The sequence below is a fragment of the Vreelandella halophytica genome, assembly GCF_968193635.1.
Genome location: NZ_OZ309107.1, coordinates 413,782 through 430,785, shown reverse-complemented (window position 1 = coordinate 430,785; position 17,004 = coordinate 413,782). Strand labels below are relative to the sequence as shown.

Sequence of the window (17,004 nt, the reverse complement as noted above, 5' to 3'; positions counted from 1 at the left end):
GATGAAACGCGATTCTTACAAGCGTAACCAGCTGGGTCAGCGCATGATGCTGCGCTACCCGCCCTCTACCCGGGTCAACCACTGGACGATGGCGCTGAGCTTCATTTTGCTGGCGCTGTCGGGGCTGGCGTTCTTTCATCCGGCGTTTTTCTTTCTCTCCCACACCCTGGGCGGGCCGGTGTGGGCGCGCATTCTGCACCCGTTCATCGGCGTGGTGTTCTTTCTGCTCTTTGCCCTCATGGCCGTGGGCCACGTTCGCTCCAACCTGCCGATCAAAAACGATGTGCGCTGGATGAAGCAGCTCGATGATGTGCTGAGCAACCGCGATGAGAAAGTCCCGCCGATCGGTAAGTACAACCCGGGCCAAAAACTGGTGTTCTGGCTGTTGGTGCTCTGCGTGCCGACACTTCTAATCACCGGTGTGCTGATGTGGCGCCCCTGGTTTGCCGGCTACTTTCCGGTCACGGTGGTGCGTATCGCAAGCCTTTTGCACGCGGTGGCCGCCTTCGGGGCGATCGTCACGATCGTGGTGCACATCTACGCGGCGATCTGGATCAAGGGCTCGTTCGGCGCCATGATTCGCGGCTGGGTGACCCACGCCTGGGCCAAACACCACCACCCGCTCTGGTACGATGAGCACGTTAAAGGCGAGCGCGAACGCCAATCCCGGGAGCCCACTCCGGCGGCCGACGACCCGCACCAACTCAACACTCAGGACTAACACGGGGCGCCAACGGCGCCCCGTGTGACAGGAGCAGGCATGAGCGAATGGATTTCCGATACGCTGCACGACCCCAAGCCGCCGCGCCACGGCGAGCCGCCATTGGTGGTGCTGCCGGAATCGCGCCTTTTCGCTACGCGGGCCACTCGCTTTAGCGAACTCGAAACGCGCTTCGATGAGATGGCGCCGTTTCTCGCCTTCAACGCCCACCTGGCCCGCGCTCAGCACCGTGTATTGAAGGATCGCAAGGCCGAGTCCTTTGATTCACAGAGCTGGGATGTCGCGCTTGATCACGAGTTTCCGCCGCTCGCGCCCTCGGCACTGATCACTACCCTGGATTGGCAGGCGGATCTAAACGCCCTGATCGCAGAGCTCGACCGGGCGCTCGAGGCCGAAAACGCCACGTTCGCCGCCCAGCGTGAGCTACTCGCCAGGCTGGGGGGGCTCAGTGAGCGCAAGGTGGCCGAACTTGCCCGGGCGATTGTCGAGCAGCAAGGCGTCGACGCCGAGCTTCGCGGCCTGGCGCCGCTGGTCGGCGCGGCGCTCCAGGTGGCCTGGACGCGGCTGGCGCAGTCGCTTGCCCGGCTTCCCCACCGCCCCAAGGACGCAGCCCAGGGACTTTGCCCCTGCTGCGGTACGCCGCCAGTGGCCTCTACTGTGCAACTGGGTCGGCACCGCTCGCGGGTACGCTATCTGGTGTGCGGGCTTTGCGCCACCCAGTGGTACCTGGAGCGGACGCGCTGCAGCCACTGTTTCGACACCGAAAAGCTCGACTATATTGGTGTTGAAGGGCCGGACGGCAAGCGTGCCCTGCCCATTCGCGCCGAGAGTTGCGGGGCCTGCCGGGCAAGCGTTAAGTTAATGGACCGCGAATGGGAAGCCGACACCGACCCCTTTGCCGACGATATCGCAACGCTTGGCCTGGACGTACTACTGGAAGAGCAGGGCTACGCCCGCGCCGGCTTCAACCCGCTGCTCGCCTTTGGCGGCGAGGACGGCTAGCCCCCGCGCCTGCGATATCACTCCCGGACACCGCTCGACACGGATGCAAGCCTGATGACGGATATCGCCCCCTCTCAAACAACCGAAGACTGGCGCCGCACGCTGCCCTCGGTCGACCGGCTGCTCAACCACCCGCACCTTTTGGCGCTTGCTGCCCAGTACGGCAAGCCGCTTTGTAAACGCATGACCCGCGACACGTTAAGCGCGCTGCGCCAGGCCCCTCTTCATGAGCCGCTGGATGACGAGGCGATTACCCGCCAGGTGCAGGCAAGGCTTCTGGAGGCTATCCGCCCCAACGCCCGCGCCGTGTTCAACCTGACCGGCACCGTGATTCACACCAACCTGGGCCGTGCGCTGCTCTCGGAGTCTGCCATCGACGCCATGGCAAGCGTTGCCCGCTCGCCGGTGGCGCTGGAGTACGACCTGGCCACCGGCGGGCGTGGCGACCGGGATGATCTCATCGAGGCGCTGATTTGCGAGCTGACCGGCGCCGAGGCCGCCACGGTGGTCAACAACAACGCCGCCGCGGTGGTGCTCACCCTGGGCGCTTTGGGCGCTGGGCGAGAAGGAATCGTCTCCCGCGGCGAGCTGATCGAGATCGGCGGCTCCTTTCGCATGCCGGATATCATGGCCGCCGCCGGTTGCCAGCTTCGCGAAGTCGGCACCACCAACCGCACGCATCCGCGCGATTACCGCGAGGCCATCAACGAAAACACCGGGCTTCTGGTCAAGGTGCACGCCTCCAACTACGCCATCGAAGGTTTTACCCAGTCAGTCGACGAAGCCGGCATGGCCGAGATCGCCCACGCAGCCGGGCTACCGCTGGTGGTGGACCTGGGCAGCGGCGCGTTGACCGACCTGTCCCGGTATGGCCTGCCCTACGAGACCCAGCCCCTGGATGCCATCACCGCCGGCGCCGATGTCGTCACCTTCAGTGGCGACAAGCTTTTGGGCGGCCCCCAGGCGGGTATCATCGCGGGCAGCCGCGCCTGTATCGAGCGCATCAAGCGCCATCCCCTCAAGCGCGCGCTGCGCCTGGACAAACTCGTGCTGGCCGCTTTAGAGGCCACGCTCAGACACTACCGCGACGACGAACACCCGAATCAAACGCTGCCCACGCTTAGAATGCTCACCCGCCCCGAATCGGATATTCACGCGGCGGGCGAGCGCTTGATGGCGGCGCTCGCAACGCCGCCGGGGGAATACGAACTCGCCCTGGTGTCCTGCATGAGCCAGCTGGGCAGCGGCTCGCTCCCGGTGGATCGGCTACCCAGCAAAGCGCTGGTCATCGCCTCGACCGCAAAGCGGCGCGAGACCCGCGAGCGCGATCTGCGCCGGCTGGAAAGCGCGCTTCGCGGCCTGCTTAGGCCGATCATCGGGCGCATCAAGGAAGGCGCGCTATGGCTCGATTTACGCTGCCTTTTCCCTGACGACGAAGCGCTGCTCGCCGAGCAGCTACACACCGCGCTGACCCAAGAGACGGCTTCATGATTCTGGCAACCGCCGGCCACGTCGACCACGGCAAGACCACGCTGATCCAGCAGTTGACCGGCGTCGACACCGACACGCTCAAGGAAGAGAAAAGCCGCGGGCTGACCATCGAGCCCGGCTTCGTCTACCCGGAGACCGACGGCAAGGCGGAGCTTGGCTTCATCGATGTGCCCGGCCACGAGCGCTTTATACACAACATGCTTTCCGGCGTGGCCGGTGTCGACGGCGCGCTGTTGATCATCGCCTGCGATGATGGCGTCATGCCGCAAACCCGTGAGCATTTGGCCATTCTTCAACTGCTCTCGATTTCGATTACCGCCGTGGTACTGACCAAAAGCGACCTGACAAGCGCCGAGACCCACGCGCTTCGCCGCCAGCAAGCCCAGGCCCTCGTCGGCGACGTACCGGTCTTTTGTGTCTCCGGGCGCACCGGCGAAGGCGTGGCGGCGCTATCCCAGTGGCTGAGTGAACGGGCCGAACGCTGGCAAGCGCGCCCGGCACCGGGGCGCTTTCGCCACGCCATCGACCGTGTGTTCAGTAAAAAAGGCGCGGGGCTCGTAGTGACCGGCACGGTAGTGGACGGCACCATCGAAGAAGGCCGCCATCTCTGGCTGCTGCCCCAGGGCCAGCGGGTGCGGGTGCGCGGACTGCGCCGCCAGAACCGGCCCTCCCAAAGCGCCCAGCGCGGCGACCGCTGCGCCCTCAACCTGGCCGGCATCGAGCGCGAAAACGTCGCCCGGGGCGATTGGCTGCTGGACGCACCGGCGCCGCTTCCCGGCAGCCAGCGCCTCGATGTCACGGTCAACCTGCTCGACTCGCTGGAGCGCGACACGCCTCACTGGACGCCGGTTCACGTGCATATTGGGGCGGCCCACCTGACCGGGCGCTTGGGGTTGCTGGAGGGCCAAAGCCTTGCCCCCGGCGGCCGGGCGCTGGGCCAGCTGACCCTCGACACCCCGCAACACGCCTGCTGCGGCGACCGCTTCGTTATCCGCACCCAAAGCGCCGACCACACCCTGGGCGGCGGGCGCGTGCTCGACCCGCAGCCACCCCGGCGCGGCGCGCGGCGCCCCGAACGGCTGCGCACCCTCAAAACCCTGGAGCAGGCGATTGAAAGCGGCGCGCCGGAGCGCCTCGAAGGCTACGCCGACACGCTGAAAACCCTGGCGCAGCAGCAAGCCAACGGTGTATCGCTTGTCGCGCTGGCCGCCACCTTCAACCGCCCACTCGAGGCGCTGGAAAGCCAAGCGAACGAGCAGGGTTTGACGCTGCTCAGCGCCGGCGAAGAGCACCGCGCGTTCGACCCGGCGAACCTCGCAGCACTCGGCCAGACGCTTTGCCAGGCGCTGGCCGCGTACCACGAGAATGCCCCCTCCGAAGTCGGCGTGGAGCGCGACCGCCTGCGCCGTTGGGTCGCCTCCAAATGGCCGGACGGCATCTTTCGCCGCTGGCTGGACACGCTGATTCAGGCAAACCAGGTTCGCGCCCAGGGCCCCTTCATCGCGCTACCCGAGCACCGCGCCCGCCTCGATGAGGCCGACGAAGCACAGTCCCAGACATTATTGCCCCTGCTGGAAGCGACCTTCGATCCCCCTCGTGTGCGCGATATCGCCCATGCCCAGCAGCTCGATGAGCCCCGGGTACGCGAGGTGCTGCGCGCCAATGCGCGTTTGGGGCGGCTATTCGAGGTCCGCAAGGATCACTTCTACCCGCTGGCCACTTTGCAACGTCTGGCCGAACAGGTGGAGACCCTCGAGGCCGACCATGGCGCTATCACCGCCGCCGGCTACCGCGACCGTACCGGCGTCGGTCGCAAGCTCGCCATCGCCCAGCTCGAATTCTTCGACCGCGTCGGTTATACCCGGCGCGTGCGCGACGAGCGTAAGCTGCGCCAGCCTGGCATGTGGCGTTAAAAACCGTTAGGCTTTCCTGGTGTGTGAGGAGGAGGATCGTTCCCCGGTGGGGCGACCGGACTTCAACTCCGTGTAGGGGCTGCCATGCAGCCCCTGGTGAGTTCGACTCTCACCCTCCTCCGCCATTTTTTGGCCGTGCCCCTCAGCGCGATTGCGCCGCCGCAACGCCTCCCGCCGCGCGCTCATGGCCCAGCACGGTGCTGGCCACGTAGTAAACCACCGCTCCAAGGGCCGAGCCGGTAAACCAGCCGTAGTCGTAGAACCAGCTCATCGTACCTGTCAAAAGCGCCATCAATGTCAGCGCGACGGGCACGCCGAAGGCGATAAAGCCTGCGATGTTGACCGCCGGGTAAGCGCGCCCATCCTGATACAAGCTCGGCACATCCAACTGCTGCTTTTTGATCAAAAAGTAATCCACCGCCATGATGCCGGCAATCGGCCCCAGCAGGCTCGAGTACCCCAGCAGCCAGTTGGAGTACATCTGCTCGAGCGACACCCCCTGAGCGATCACCCCCGCCTTTTGCAGCAGGTCATACCCCATCAATAGCACCCCGACGAGCCCGGTCAACAGCACCCCGCGGGTCTGATTGATCAATTTCGGCGCGATGTTCTGAAAGTCGTTGGTGGGCGAGACGATGTTGGAGGCGGTGTTGGTCGAAATGGTGGCCACGACGATCAACAGCATCGCCAGAATCACCCAGAACGGGCTGTCGATGAAACCGATCAGGCGCACCGGGTCCGCCACCGTCTGCCCCACCAGGGATTCGGAGGCCGCCGTCATCACCACGCCAAGGGAGGCAAAGAAGAACATGGTCAGCGGCAGGCCGATGATCTGGCCGACGATTTGATCCTTCTGGCTTTTGGCGAAACGGCTAAAGTCGGGAATGTTCAGCGAAAGCGTGGCCCAAAAGCCGACCATGGCGGTCAGGCCCGCAAAGAAGTAGCCGTAGACCGAGGCGCCTTCCGGCCGCGACGGTGGCTGGGCCAAAAGCGCGGTCATCGACATGTTCGGCCACGCCCACACCATCAGCCCGATGCCCACCACCAGCAGCAACGGTGCGGCGAGCGTCTCCATCCATTTGATCGACTCCGCCCCGCGAATCACCACGTAAAGATTCATCGCCCCGAATACGAAAAAGCCGATCACCTCGCCGACCCCGCCAAGTGCCGCCCAAGCGGGAAACAGCGCCGACAGCAGCAGGTGAATGGCCAGCCCCCCGAACATGGTCTGAATACCGAACCAGCCACACCCGACCAACGCCCGCACCAGGCAGGGCACGTTGGAGCCCAGAATACCGAAGGAAGAGCGCAGCACGATGGGAAACGGTATGCCGAATTTAGTGCCTGGAAACGCGTTGAGCGTTAGCGGCAGCAGCAAAATGACGTTGGCCAGCAAAATGGCAAACAGCGCCTCCCCCACGCTCAAGCCAAAGTAGGCGGTCAGTACACCCCCCAGGGTATAGGTAGGCACGCATATCGACATCCCCACCCAAAGAGCGGCGATGTTCCATTTGCTCCAGGTGCGCTCAGCGGCGGTCGTGGGGGCAATATCCTCATTGAAGCGCGGGCTATCGCGCACGTCATCGTTGACTTCAAGCTCGATCAATCCCTCGCGATCCACCATCCGAGATGTTGACACAGTCATGACTTTCTCCTTGAAGAGCCGCTGTCTATTATCGTTATCTAGTCAACTCAAACTCCAGCAATAAGCATGCCTAACCGATTAACTCGGCACATAACCTATTGATAAAAAGCTGACTTTATCGACAGTTAAAGCACTTCTTCACATATTGTTTTTGTTATCAACCGCCTTCTTATAAGGCACTCCTTAAAAAGAGTAGCTTTAAAAAAATAAAAGCACCATAAAAGCGCGACCCAAAATCAACACACTTCATAAAATTAAATAACCAATTGATTATTAAACAATTAAAAAAGAAATATAGTAGTGCAAGCATTCACCAAACTGGTTACTTAACTACTAAACTCAAGCTTAATCATAAGCTTGCGCGTTATTCTAAAAACACTTGAAATAGTCCACATCATCAAACTAATCTAAAAGCTGTCTTGATAGACAACTTTTAAAATAATAACGGTGCCTTGATAAAAAAGGCCAAACAGCACGCCACTAACGCCAATAACCTACTCAATCGTTAGCCGCCTGGGCGACTCGGGCGGGGTGTGGACTACAAGAGAGGGCTCTTGCATGCAAAAGATGAAAATCGGCTTGATCCAAATGGGCTTGAAAGCCAGCACAGAATCCGACCCGGCAGAGATTCGCGAGGCCATGAATGCGGCGCACCTGCCGATGATCAAGCAGGCCGCCGAACAGGGCGTTCAGGTGCTCTGTTTTCAGGAGGTCTTCAACCAACCGTACTTCTGCCCCAGCCAGGACGAAAAGTGGTACGCCGCCGCCGAAAAGGTGCCCGAGGGCCCCACCTGCCAGATGATGCAGAAACTCGCCGCCGAGCACCGCATGGTGATCATCGTACCGGTTTATGAAGAAACCGAAACCGGCGTTTACTACAACACCGCCGCGGTATTCGACGCCGACGGCAGCTACCTGGGCAAATACCACAAAACACATATTCCCCAGATCGCCGGCTTCTGGGAGAAGTACTTCTTCAAGCCGGGTAAGTCCAACTGGCCGGTGTTCGATACCGCCTTTGGCAAGATCGGCGTGTATATCTGCTACGACCGCCACTTCCCCGAAGGCTGGCGGGCGCTGGCGCTCAATGGCGCCGAGGTCATCTTCAACCCCTCCGCTACGGTCGCCGGGCTTTCCCAATACCTGTGGGAGCTCGAACAGCCCGCCTCCGCCGCCGCCAACGGCTGCTTCATCGCCGCCATCAACCGGGTGGGTACCGAGGCGCCCTGGAACATCGGCGACTTCTACGGCTCGAGCTATATCGTCAACCCGCGCGGCAAGATCGAGGCTCAGGCCAGCGCCACCGAGGACGAGCTGCTCGTTCACGAGATCGACCTGGACGCGGTGCGCGAGGCGCGCAACAACTGGCAGTTCTTCCGCGACCGCCGCCCCGAGACCTACACGCGCCTGACCGACGGCGAGTAATCAAGCGACTGGATAAGCAGGAGTAACGCAATGAGCCTATTGATCAAGGGCGGCACGGTCGTCACCCATGCCGACACCTACCGCGCCGACGTCCTCTGTGTGGATGGCAAGATCGAAGCGATCGGGGTCGATCTGGATACGCCCCAGGGTTGCGAAGTCATCGATGCCACGGATCAGCTGGTCATGCCCGGCGGCATCGACCCGCACACCCACATGCAGATGCCCTTCATGGGCGCGGTGGCCAGCGAAGATTTCTACACTGGCACCGCCGCGGCCATGGCTGGCGGCACGACCACCATCATCGACTTCGTCATCCCCCAACCTGGGCAGTCGCTTTTGGAGGCGTTCGACACCTGGCAGGGCTGGGCGGAGAAAGCCGCCACCGACTTCGCCTTTCACGTGGCGATCACCTGGTGGGACGAAAGCGTCAAGGAGGAGATGGGCACGCTGGTACACGAGCACGGCGTGAACAGCTTCAAGCACTTTATGGCTTACAAGGGCGCGATCATGGCCACCGACGATATTTTGGTGGAGAGCTTCTCGCGCTGCCTGGAGCTGGGCGCGGTGCCCACGGTGCACGCCGAAAACGGCGAGCTGGTCTACCACATGCAGCAGAAGCTGCTCGCCCAGGGCATGACCGGGCCCGAGGCGCACCCGCTTTCCCGCCCACCGCAAGTGGAGGGCGAGGCGGCCAGCCGCGCCATTCGTATCGCCAGTACGCTGGGCGCGCCGGTGTATCTGGTTCACGTTTCGACCAAAGACGCGGTGGACGAGATCGCCTACGCCCGACGCCAGGGCCACGCGGCATTTGGTGAGGCGCTGGCCGGGCATTTGATGATCGACGACAGCGTCTACCAGAACCCGGACTGGGCCACCGCCGCGGCCCACGTAATGAGCCCGCCCTTTCGCCCGAAAGGCCACCAGGAGGCCCTCTGGCACGGCCTGCAGTCCGGCAACCTGCAAACCACCGCCACCGACCACTGCTGTTTCTGCGAAGAGCAGAAAGCCAACGGCCGCGAGGACTTCACCAAGATCCCCAACGGCACCGCCGGGGTCGAGGACCGCTTGGCGGTGCTGTGGGACGAAGGGGTGAACACCGGCAAGCTCTCGCCCCAGGAGTTCGTCGCGGTGACCTCCACCAATACCGCCAACATCTTCAATCTCTACCCGCGCAAGGGCGCCATCCAGGTAGGGTCGGATGCCGATATCGTCGTCTGGGACCCTAACGGCACCCGCACGATCTCCGCCAAAACCCACCACCAGAACGTCGATTTCAACATCTTCGAGGGCAAGACGGTGCGCGGTATCGCCCGCCATACCGTAAGCCAGGGCAAGTGGGTGTGGCGTAACGCCGAGGAGCTTCACGCCGAGCGTGGCGCCGGGCGCTATCTCGAGCGCCCGGCCTACCCCGGCGTCTTCGAGCAGCTCAAAAAGCGCGCCGAGCGTGAAACCCCCAAGGCCGTGAGCCGCTAATAACGCTAATAACACCCCGGGAGAAACGACCGTGACCCATTCCCTCGATCACCTGCCCAGCGCCAAGGAGGTAGGCACCTTCGACCCCGAAGCGCTTGCCCGCAACTTCAGCGATATTCACCCGCCGCTCACCGACCGCCAGGCGATCATCGAGAGCCAGCGCTGTCTCTACTGCTTCGATGCGCCCTGCGTCGAGGCCTGCCCTTCGGAAATCGACGTGCCGAGCTTCATTCGCCAGATCAGCGAGGGCAACGTCAATGGCGCAGCACAAACGATTCTCGAGGCCAATATCCTGGGCGGTAGCTGCGCCCGGGTCTGCCCGACGGAAATACTCTGCGAAAAAAGCTGCGTGCGTAACCACGACGCCGAGTGCCAGCCGGTGTTGATCGGCCTTTTACAGCGCCACGCCACGGATAACATGCACTTCGACGGCCACCCTTTCCAGCGGGAAGCGCCGACCGGCAAGCATATCGCCGTGGTGGGCGCCGGCCCCGCCGGGCTCTCCTGCGCGCATCGCCTGGCGCTTTTGGGCCATCAGGTGACGATTTTCGAAGCCGAGCAAAAACCCGGCGGCTTGAACGAATACGGCATCGCCCGCTACAAGATGACCGACGACTTCGCCCGCCGGGAGGTCGAGTTCCTGCTCGGCGTGGGCGGCATCACCATCGAGTACGGCCAGCGCCTGGGCGACAACCTGAACCTCGAGGCGCTGCGCGAGCGCCACGACAGCGTCTTTCTAGGCCTTGGGCTAGGCACCAGCCGCGCCCTTGGGCTGGTGGATGAAAACACCCCGGGCTTGCTGCCCGCGGTGGAGTACATCAAACCGCTGCGCCAGGAAACGGATCTCGAGCGGCTGGCGGTGGCCAATCGCTGCATCGTCATCGGCGCGGGCAATACGGCGATCGACATGGCCACCCAGATGGCAAGGCTCGGCGCCAAAGAGGTATCGCTGGTCTACCGCCGCGGCAGCGAAGCGATGTCCGCCACCCAACACGAGCAGGACATCGCCAAGGCGAACGGCGTGCGCATCGTGACCTGGGCGCAGCCCGACGAAGTGCTGCTCGACGAGCAGGGCCGGGTGGCCGGCATGCGTTTTGCGGCCACGAAGGACGAGGACGGGCGCCTGGTAAGCACCGGCGAGACCTTCGAGATTGCCGCCAACGCGATTTTCAAGGCAATCGGCCAAGGGTTCGATAGCCAAAGCCTGGCCGATGTCACCGCCCGCGAGCTTGACCGCGACGGCGAACGCATTCGCGTCAACGCCCACTTTCAAACCTCACTTGGCAATGTGTATGCCGGTGGCGACTGCATCGCGCCGGGCCAGGATCTGACCGTCCAGGCGGTGCAGCACGGCAAGCTCGCCGCCCACGCCATCCATCAGGCGTTGACCGCCCAGCAGGAGGCCGCATGAGCACATTCGCATTTAACCCCAGCGTTAGGCAAAACAGCCGCGAAAACAGCGTCAACGGGGTCGATCTTTCGGTGAACTTCGCCGGCATCAAGGCGCCCAACCCCTTCTGGCTCGCCTCCGCCCCGCCCACGGACAAGGCGTATAACGTGACCCGCGCGTTCGAGGCGGGCTGGGGCGGCGTGGTCTGGAAAACCCTTGGCGAAGAGCCCCCGGCGGTGAACGTCTCCTCGCGCTACTCCGCCCACTACGGCAAGAACCGCGAGGTGATCGGCTTCAACAACATCGAGCTGATCACCGACCGTTCGCTGGAGGTGAACCTGGCGGAGATCACCCAAGTAAAGAAAGACTGGCCGGACCGGGCGCTGATCGTCTCGATCATGGTGCCCTGTGTGGAGGAGTCCTGGGCGTACATCCTGCCGCGGGTCGAGGCCACCGGCGCCGACGGCATCGAGCTAAACCTGGGCTGCCCCCACGGCATGCCGGAGCGCGGCATGGGCGCAGCGGTCGGCCAGAACCCGGATCTGATCGAACAGGTCACCGCCTGGTGCAAGAAGTACTACTCCAAACCGGTGATCGTAAAGCTGACCCCGAATATCACCGACATTCGCGTGGGTGCCCGGGCGGCGCTGCGCGGCGGGGCGGATGCGGTCGCATTGATCAATACCATCAACTCGATCTCCAGCATCGATCTGGACAACATGGTCGCCAAGCCCACGGTGGGTCATCAAAGCACCCACGGCGGTTACTGCGGCAGCGCCGTCAAGCCCATCGCCATGAACATGGTGGCCGAGATCGCCCGGGACCCGGCAACGCCGACGCTGCCCATCTCCGGCATCGGCGGTATTGCCAGCTGGCGGGATGCGGCAGAGTTCATCGCCCTGGGGGCGGGCAGCGTGCAGGTCTGCACTGCGGCGATGCTCAACGGCTTTCGCATCGTCGAGGAGATGAAAGATGGCCTGTCGCGCTGGATGGCAGAGAAAGGGTATGACTCCATCGCGGCGTTTTCGCGCAAGGCGATCCCGCAGACCACCGACTGGAAGCACCTGGACATCAACTTCCAGACCATCGCCCACATCGACCAGGACCTGTGCATCGAGTGCGGGCGCTGCTATATCGCCTGCGAGGACACCTCGCACCAGTCGATCGCCAAGCTCGCCGAGCCCGACGGCGCGCGCCGTTACGAAATCATTGAGGAAGAGTGCGTGGGCTGTAATCTCTGCCAGATCACCTGCCCGGTAGAGAACTGCATCACCATGGTGCCCCAGGACACCGGCAAGCCCTTCCTGGCCTGGGACCACGACCCGCGCAACCCCTTCAAGGCTGCGGGCTAATCGCCTTAAGCGCCCTGCGGGGCGCTTTTTTTGGGCTCGGCCACCATCACGTAATCCGCGCCGTGGCTGAGCCCGCCGTCGATCTCGATATGCTCAAGCGCCCGGCGCTCCAGGTCGTCGACGTGCTCGAGCATCGCCCGGGCCAGCTTGCGGTCGGCGATGGTCGCCATGCGCTGGCGACACATCTTCATCTGCCCCTCGACGAATTTCCTGGCGTAGCGAATCGGGAAGCGCTTGGTCTCGACGACCTCGAAACCGGCACGGCCCAACTGGCGCTCGACCCAGGCGCTCGGGTACTCGCGGTAGGTGCGCTCGCCGGCAAGCAACAGGCAGGCGTCGCGCAGCCGACCGATCTCCACCACCAGCTTACCCGCGGCGGTGGTCGCATCGAAGGGCACGTAGGGCTCGAGGCCGACCAGGTAAAGGCGCTTTTTGGTGAGCGCACAAAGCCTTGGGAAGAGCTCGTCCTGCCAGTAGGGGGCGAAGCCGTCGATGGCGCCGAGCAGGTAATCCGCCAGCACGGTGTCGAAGCGCTCCTCTTCCAGAAAGCGCGGGTCTTGCCAGTTGCCCAGTACCAAACGGTCCTGGTCGCGTTTTTTGCCCGCCACCGCGCGCTCGACGCTTTGCGCCATGCCGCCGGCACCGGTGACCGCCGTCCAGCTCTCGGTGTTCAAAGCGCTGACCCAGCCAATCGAGTTGACGCCGGTCCCGGCGTCCAGAAAGTGGCCCCAGGGGCGCTCGCCCTGTAGTGCCTCGATGTGCTCGAAAAGTAGTGAGGCCACGTGCCCCTCCCAAAACCGGTTGCCCTTTTGAATGGCCGAACGAGGCCATCTATTTAATTACATTATAACATATCAAATTAAAACATTAACCGCGAGCTTCTTGAGGCGCTCGTAAATTCAATGAATTAGCGTGACAGCCTCAGACTAATTTGCCATTATGATAATCGATCTCATATAAAACACTTTCTCAAAAAGGAGACATCATGAAAAAAATGCCCCTCAACAACGCCGCCCTGAAGACACCGGTCATCACGGCGTCGCTGCTCGCGGCCGCCATGAGCGCTTCTGCCCACGCGGATGAGCGCTTCGCCGTTTTCGATCTGGGTAGCCTGGACACCCTGGACGCGCTGGGCGCAAGCGACCAGGTCGTGGGCCTGCCCAAGCAGGTGCTGCCGGACTACCTTGCTCACTTCGACGCCGACGAGTACACCGACCTTGGCGGGCTAAAGAGCCCGGATCTCGACGCGCTCGAACAGAGCGAACCGACGCTGATCGTCTACACCGGCCGCCAAAACGAATCGAAAGCAGAGTTCGAAGAGCTCGCGCCGCTGTTCGATGCCGGTATTAGCGGTGACGATTACCTGGCCGCCTTCGACGACAACGTCCGTACTCTGGCCGAGCACGCCGGCGTCGAAGAGCAAGCCGAAACCTCGCTGGAAACGCTACACAGCGAAATCGAAAACCAGCGCGAAGCGCTCGAGGACGCTCCCCGCACTCTGGTGATCATGCACAACGACGGCAGCTACTCGCTGAACGAAAACCCGGTGGTCCACGAGGTGCTGGGGGTCGCGACCCAGGACATCCCCGAGAGCGCCGAACGACGCACGTTTGGCGAGCGCACCTTCGTCACGCTAACCCCCGAAACCATCGCCGAGATCGACCCCGAGCGCCTGTTGGTCGTCGACCGTAGCGCCGCCATCGGCCAGGAGCCGCTGGATGCCGACGAACTGCGCCAGCAGCTCGCGGACGCCGGTGCCGACAATGCCGAGGTGGCACTGCTCTCTCCCGAGCTTTGGTATCTTTCCGGCGGCGGCCTGCAGAGCCTGACGCTACAGATCGAAGAAGTGGTCAGCGCACTGGCAACCCAGCCGTAACGGCTCTTGGGTACACAAGCCCCTCCCACCTGGTGGGCAGGGGCTTTTTTATGGAAGTAACCTGGGCGACACCTGGCGTCAAACCATTAAGCCCCTGTTCTGGCACTATTATTGCTTATTGTTAGTACTACGTTGCGAACAATTACGTTGCTAACCATGAGGCCACGCCCGTGCAATCTTCCGACTACCCCCTCAAAGAGGTACCCCAAAGCGCTCGCAAGGGGCTTTTATCCACATCGGTGGTCCTGCTCGGGTTCACCTTCTTCACCGCCACCATGTGGGCCGGCGGCTCGCTGGGCCAGGCGTTTCCCATCGGCCAGCTTTTATGGATCATTCTGGCGGGCAATTTGCTACTCGGCACCTACGCCGCGGCCCTTGGCTATATCGCCTGCAAAAGCGGCTTGAACGCCGTATTGATGGGACGCTTCTGCTTTGGCGAAAAAGGCAGCAAGCTGTCGGATTTCATCCTCGGCTTTACCCAGATCGGCTGGTACGCCTGGGGCACCGCGACCATCGCGGTGGTACTGGTACGCACCACGGGGATGCCCGAATGGATGGAAAGCCCCTTAATGGTGCTTTTTGGCTTCGGCTTTTGCATCACGGCGATGATTGGTTACCGCGGTATGGACTGGCTTTCGCGTTTTGCCGTGCCGGCGATGATGCTGTTCATCGTGATCAGCCTGTTCACCGGACTGGTGGACGTGGGCGGCCTGGCCGGACTTGGCCGGCAAACGCCCACCGAGAGCATGAGCGTGGCCGCGGCGGTCACGGTGATCATCGGCACGTTTATTAGCGGTGGCACTCAGGCCACCAACTGGAGCCGCTTCGCCAAAAGCCCGCGCACGGCGGTGGTGGCCACGCTGGCGGCTTTCCTGGTGGGTAACGGGCTCATGGTACTGACCGGCGCCCTGGGCGCCATGATCTATCAGCAGGCGGACATCGTGGACGTGCTCATCGCCCAGGGCTTCGTCTCCATGGCGGTGCTGATGCTGTTTCTCAACATCTGGACCACCCAGGACAACACCATCTACAACTTTGCCGTAGCCGGCTGTAACCTGCTGCGCACTAAGCGCCGCCGGCTGGTCACGGTGGCCGGCGCGGCCATCGGTACCGTACTCGCGGTGGGCGGTATGTATAACCTGCTGATTCCCTTTCTGGTGTTGCTGGGTACGTTCATCCCGCCGATGGGCGGGGTCATCATGGCGGATTTTTGGCTGAAACATAATGGCCGTTACCCGGCGCTGGACACCGCGCGACTTCCCGACTTCAACCGCCGAGGCCTGGCCGCCTACGCGCTCGGCGCGGGCGCGGCCTACTTTTCGCCGCTGCTGCCCCCATTGGTGGGGGTGCTGGCCGCTGCGCTAAGCTACGCCGTACTGCTTCGCCTGAACCAGGCTTCTTCAACCGCCCCCTCACCCGCTACCGCTAAACAATAAGTGAGCTTCCCATGGATATCGTCAATGCCCGCCTGCGCCACCGCTCCGAGCTTTTCCATCTTACGATCGAGGACGGCGTATTTAGCGCTATTACTGCCCAGGACAGGCACAATCAGGCGACGCCAGAACAAACCGATGCCAAAGGCCAACTGGTCTGCGCGCCTTTCATCGAACCCCATATTCACCTGGACGCCGCGCTGACCGCCGGCGAGCCTGCCTGGAACGAGAGCGGCACCCTGTTCGAAGGTATCGAGCGCTGGGGCGAGCGCAAGCCGCTGCTCTCGGAAAACGATATTCGCGAGCGCGTGTACAAGACGCTGAACCTGCTGATCGGCAACGGCGTGCAGTTCGTGCGTACCCACGCCGACACCAGCGACCCGAGCCTGGTCGGCCTGCGCACGCTGTGTGCGCTTCGCGACGAATTGAAGGACAAGATCGAGATTCAGGTGGTGGCGTTTCCCCAGGACGGGCTGCTCTCCTACCCCGGCGGTGACAAGCTCATGGAGGAGGCGCTGGAGATCGGCGCCGACGTGGTCGGCGGCATCCCGCACTTCGAGTACACCCGGGAGCTTGGCGTGGCCTCCATGAAGCGCGTCATCGAGTTGGCCCTGAAGTACGACCGGCTGGTCGACGTGCACTGCGACGAGATCGACGACCCCAACTCACGCTTTCTCGAAGTGCTGGCGGCCGAGGCGCTGTTCAACGACCTGGGCTCGCGGGTGACCGCCAGCCACACCGTGGCCATGCACTCCTACGATAACGCTTACTGCTCGAAGCTCTTCTTGTTACTCAAGAAGTCAGGCATCAACTTCATCTCCTGCCCGACCGAGAGCATTCACTTGCAGGGGCGCTTCGACACCTACCCCAAACGTCGCGGCGTCACACGCGTTAAAGAGCTCAATGAGGCGGGTATCAACGTCTGCTTCGCCGAGGACTCGATTTTTGATCCCTGGTATTCGCTGGGTAACGGCAAGCTCTTGCGCACGCTGGATTTCGGCCTGCATATCTGTCAGATGATGGGCTACAAGGACTTCAGCCAGGCGCTCTCCTTGGTGACCGACAACAGCGCGCGCACGCTCAATATCCAGGAGCGCTACGGCATCGAAGTGGGCAAGCCGGCAAGCTTCAACGTACTGGACGGCGAGGACGACTACAGCGTGCTGCGCAACCAGGGCGACGTGCTTCTTTCGGTGCGAAACGGCGAGACCATCATGCAGCGCGAGCCCTCGCGCATCGTTACCCCAAACTGGATTGGCTGAGTCGAAAAAACCGCGTTAATC

At 62.7% G+C, this 17,004-nt stretch carries 13 protein-coding genes and 1 tRNA gene; 12 read left to right on the top strand and 2 right to left on the bottom strand.

Annotation, left to right across the window (positions count from 1 at the left end):
- Position 1 precedes the first annotated feature (1 nt).
- The 5 genes from ACWHXT_RS02090 to ACWHXT_RS02070 all read left to right on the top strand — a co-directional run bounded on the left by ACWHXT_RS02090 (position 2) and on the right by ACWHXT_RS02070 (position 5,252).
- On the top strand, positions 2-721 hold the full coding sequence (locus ACWHXT_RS02090) for a formate dehydrogenase subunit gamma (RefSeq protein WP_447895051.1): 720 nt from the start codon (positions 2-4) through the stop codon (positions 719-721).
- A gap of 39 nt (positions 722-760) precedes the next feature.
- Positions 761-1,723 (top strand): formate dehydrogenase accessory protein FdhE, encoded by a 963-nt coding sequence (fdhE, locus tag ACWHXT_RS02085; protein ID WP_447957050.1) that lies wholly within the window; start codon positions 761-763, stop codon positions 1,721-1,723.
- Between the two features lie 54 nt (positions 1,724-1,777).
- Positions 1,778-3,214: an L-seryl-tRNA(Sec) selenium transferase gene (selA, locus tag ACWHXT_RS02080; RefSeq protein ID WP_447957049.1), complete on the top strand. Its 1,437-nt coding sequence runs from the start codon at positions 1,778-1,780 to the stop codon at positions 3,212-3,214.
- On the top strand, positions 3,211-5,127 hold the full coding sequence (selB, locus tag ACWHXT_RS02075) for a selenocysteine-specific translation elongation factor (protein WP_447957048.1): 1,917 nt from the start codon (positions 3,211-3,213) through the stop codon (positions 5,125-5,127). Before selA ends, selB begins: the two co-directional genes overlap by 4 nt.
- Before the next feature lie 27 nt (positions 5,128-5,154).
- Positions 5,155-5,252, top strand: a tRNA-Sec gene (locus tag ACWHXT_RS02070).
- Between the two features lie 17 nt (positions 5,253-5,269).
- Here ACWHXT_RS02070 and ACWHXT_RS02065 read toward each other — a convergent pair.
- Complete coding sequence (locus ACWHXT_RS02065; RefSeq protein WP_447957047.1) at positions 5,270-6,772, bottom strand: NCS1 family nucleobase:cation symporter-1; 1,503 nt, start codon at positions 6,770-6,772, stop codon at positions 5,270-5,272.
- Positions 6,773-7,330: 558 nt separating this feature from the next.
- Between ACWHXT_RS02065 and ACWHXT_RS02060 the strand changes: the two genes are divergently transcribed.
- The 4 genes from ACWHXT_RS02060 to preA are packed head-to-tail and all read left to right on the top strand — an operon-like array spanning position 7,331 to position 12,412.
- Positions 7,331-8,197 (top strand): nitrilase-related carbon-nitrogen hydrolase, encoded by an 867-nt coding sequence (locus ACWHXT_RS02060; RefSeq protein ID WP_447957046.1) that lies wholly within the window; start codon positions 7,331-7,333, stop codon positions 8,195-8,197.
- 30 nt (positions 8,198-8,227) lie between these two features.
- Positions 8,228-9,670, top strand: coding sequence for a dihydropyrimidinase (gene hydA / locus ACWHXT_RS02055; RefSeq protein WP_447957045.1), 1,443 nt, complete (start codon positions 8,228-8,230; stop codon positions 9,668-9,670).
- 31 nt (positions 9,671-9,701) lie between these two features.
- Positions 9,702-11,081: an NAD(P)-dependent oxidoreductase gene (locus ACWHXT_RS02050; RefSeq protein ID WP_447957044.1), complete on the top strand. Its 1,380-nt coding sequence runs from the start codon at positions 9,702-9,704 to the stop codon at positions 11,079-11,081.
- The gene (gene preA / locus ACWHXT_RS02045; protein WP_447957043.1) at positions 11,078-12,412 is read left to right on the top strand and encodes an NAD-dependent dihydropyrimidine dehydrogenase subunit PreA; all 1,335 of its coding nucleotides are present in this window, start codon (positions 11,078-11,080) and stop codon (positions 12,410-12,412) included. Before ACWHXT_RS02050 ends, preA begins: the two co-directional genes overlap by 4 nt.
- 5 nt (positions 12,413-12,417) lie before the next feature.
- On the opposite strand, the gene ACWHXT_RS02040 is transcribed toward preA, so the two are convergent.
- On the bottom strand, positions 12,418-13,194 hold the full coding sequence (locus ACWHXT_RS02040; RefSeq protein WP_447957042.1) for a class I SAM-dependent methyltransferase: 777 nt from the start codon (positions 13,192-13,194) through the stop codon (positions 12,418-12,420).
- A 203-nt stretch (positions 13,195-13,397) separates the two neighbouring features.
- On the opposite strand from ACWHXT_RS02040, the gene ACWHXT_RS02035 reads away from it, so the two are divergent.
- The 3 genes from ACWHXT_RS02035 (at position 13,398) to codA (ending at position 16,983) form a co-directional block, all read left to right on the top strand.
- A complete protein-coding gene (locus ACWHXT_RS02035) occupies positions 13,398-14,288 on the top strand; it encodes an ABC transporter substrate-binding protein (RefSeq protein ID WP_447957041.1) in 891 nt (296 codons plus the stop codon).
- Between the two features lie 170 nt (positions 14,289-14,458).
- Positions 14,459-15,724 (top strand): cytosine permease, encoded by a 1,266-nt coding sequence (gene codB, locus ACWHXT_RS02030; RefSeq protein ID WP_447957040.1) that lies wholly within the window; start codon positions 14,459-14,461, stop codon positions 15,722-15,724.
- 11 nt (positions 15,725-15,735) lie between these two features.
- On the top strand, positions 15,736-16,983 hold the full coding sequence (codA, locus tag ACWHXT_RS02025; RefSeq protein ID WP_447957039.1) for a cytosine deaminase: 1,248 nt from the start codon (positions 15,736-15,738) through the stop codon (positions 16,981-16,983).
- Positions 16,984-17,004 lie beyond the last annotated feature (21 nt).

Coding starts and splice junctions, on each gene's coding strand:
- ACWHXT_RS02090 (WP_447895051.1), top strand. CDS start 2: ATGAAACGCGATTCTTACAAGCGTAACCAGCTGGGTCAGCGCATGATG.
- fdhE (WP_447957050.1), top strand. CDS start 761: ATGAGCGAATGGATTTCCGATACGCTGCACGACCCCAAGCCGCCGCGC.
- selA (WP_447957049.1), top strand. CDS start 1,778: ATGACGGATATCGCCCCCTCTCAAACAACCGAAGACTGGCGCCGCACG.
- selB (WP_447957048.1), top strand. CDS start 3,211: ATGATTCTGGCAACCGCCGGCCACGTCGACCACGGCAAGACCACGCTG.
- ACWHXT_RS02065 (WP_447957047.1), bottom strand. CDS start 6,772: ATGACTGTGTCAACATCTCGGATGGTGGATCGCGAGGGATTGATCGAG.
- ACWHXT_RS02060 (WP_447957046.1), top strand. CDS start 7,331: ATGCAAAAGATGAAAATCGGCTTGATCCAAATGGGCTTGAAAGCCAGC.
- hydA (WP_447957045.1), top strand. CDS start 8,228: ATGAGCCTATTGATCAAGGGCGGCACGGTCGTCACCCATGCCGACACC.
- preA (WP_447957043.1), top strand. CDS start 11,078: ATGAGCACATTCGCATTTAACCCCAGCGTTAGGCAAAACAGCCGCGAA.
- ACWHXT_RS02035 (WP_447957041.1), top strand. CDS start 13,398: ATGAAAAAAATGCCCCTCAACAACGCCGCCCTGAAGACACCGGTCATC.
- codA (WP_447957039.1), top strand. CDS start 15,736: ATGGATATCGTCAATGCCCGCCTGCGCCACCGCTCCGAGCTTTTCCAT.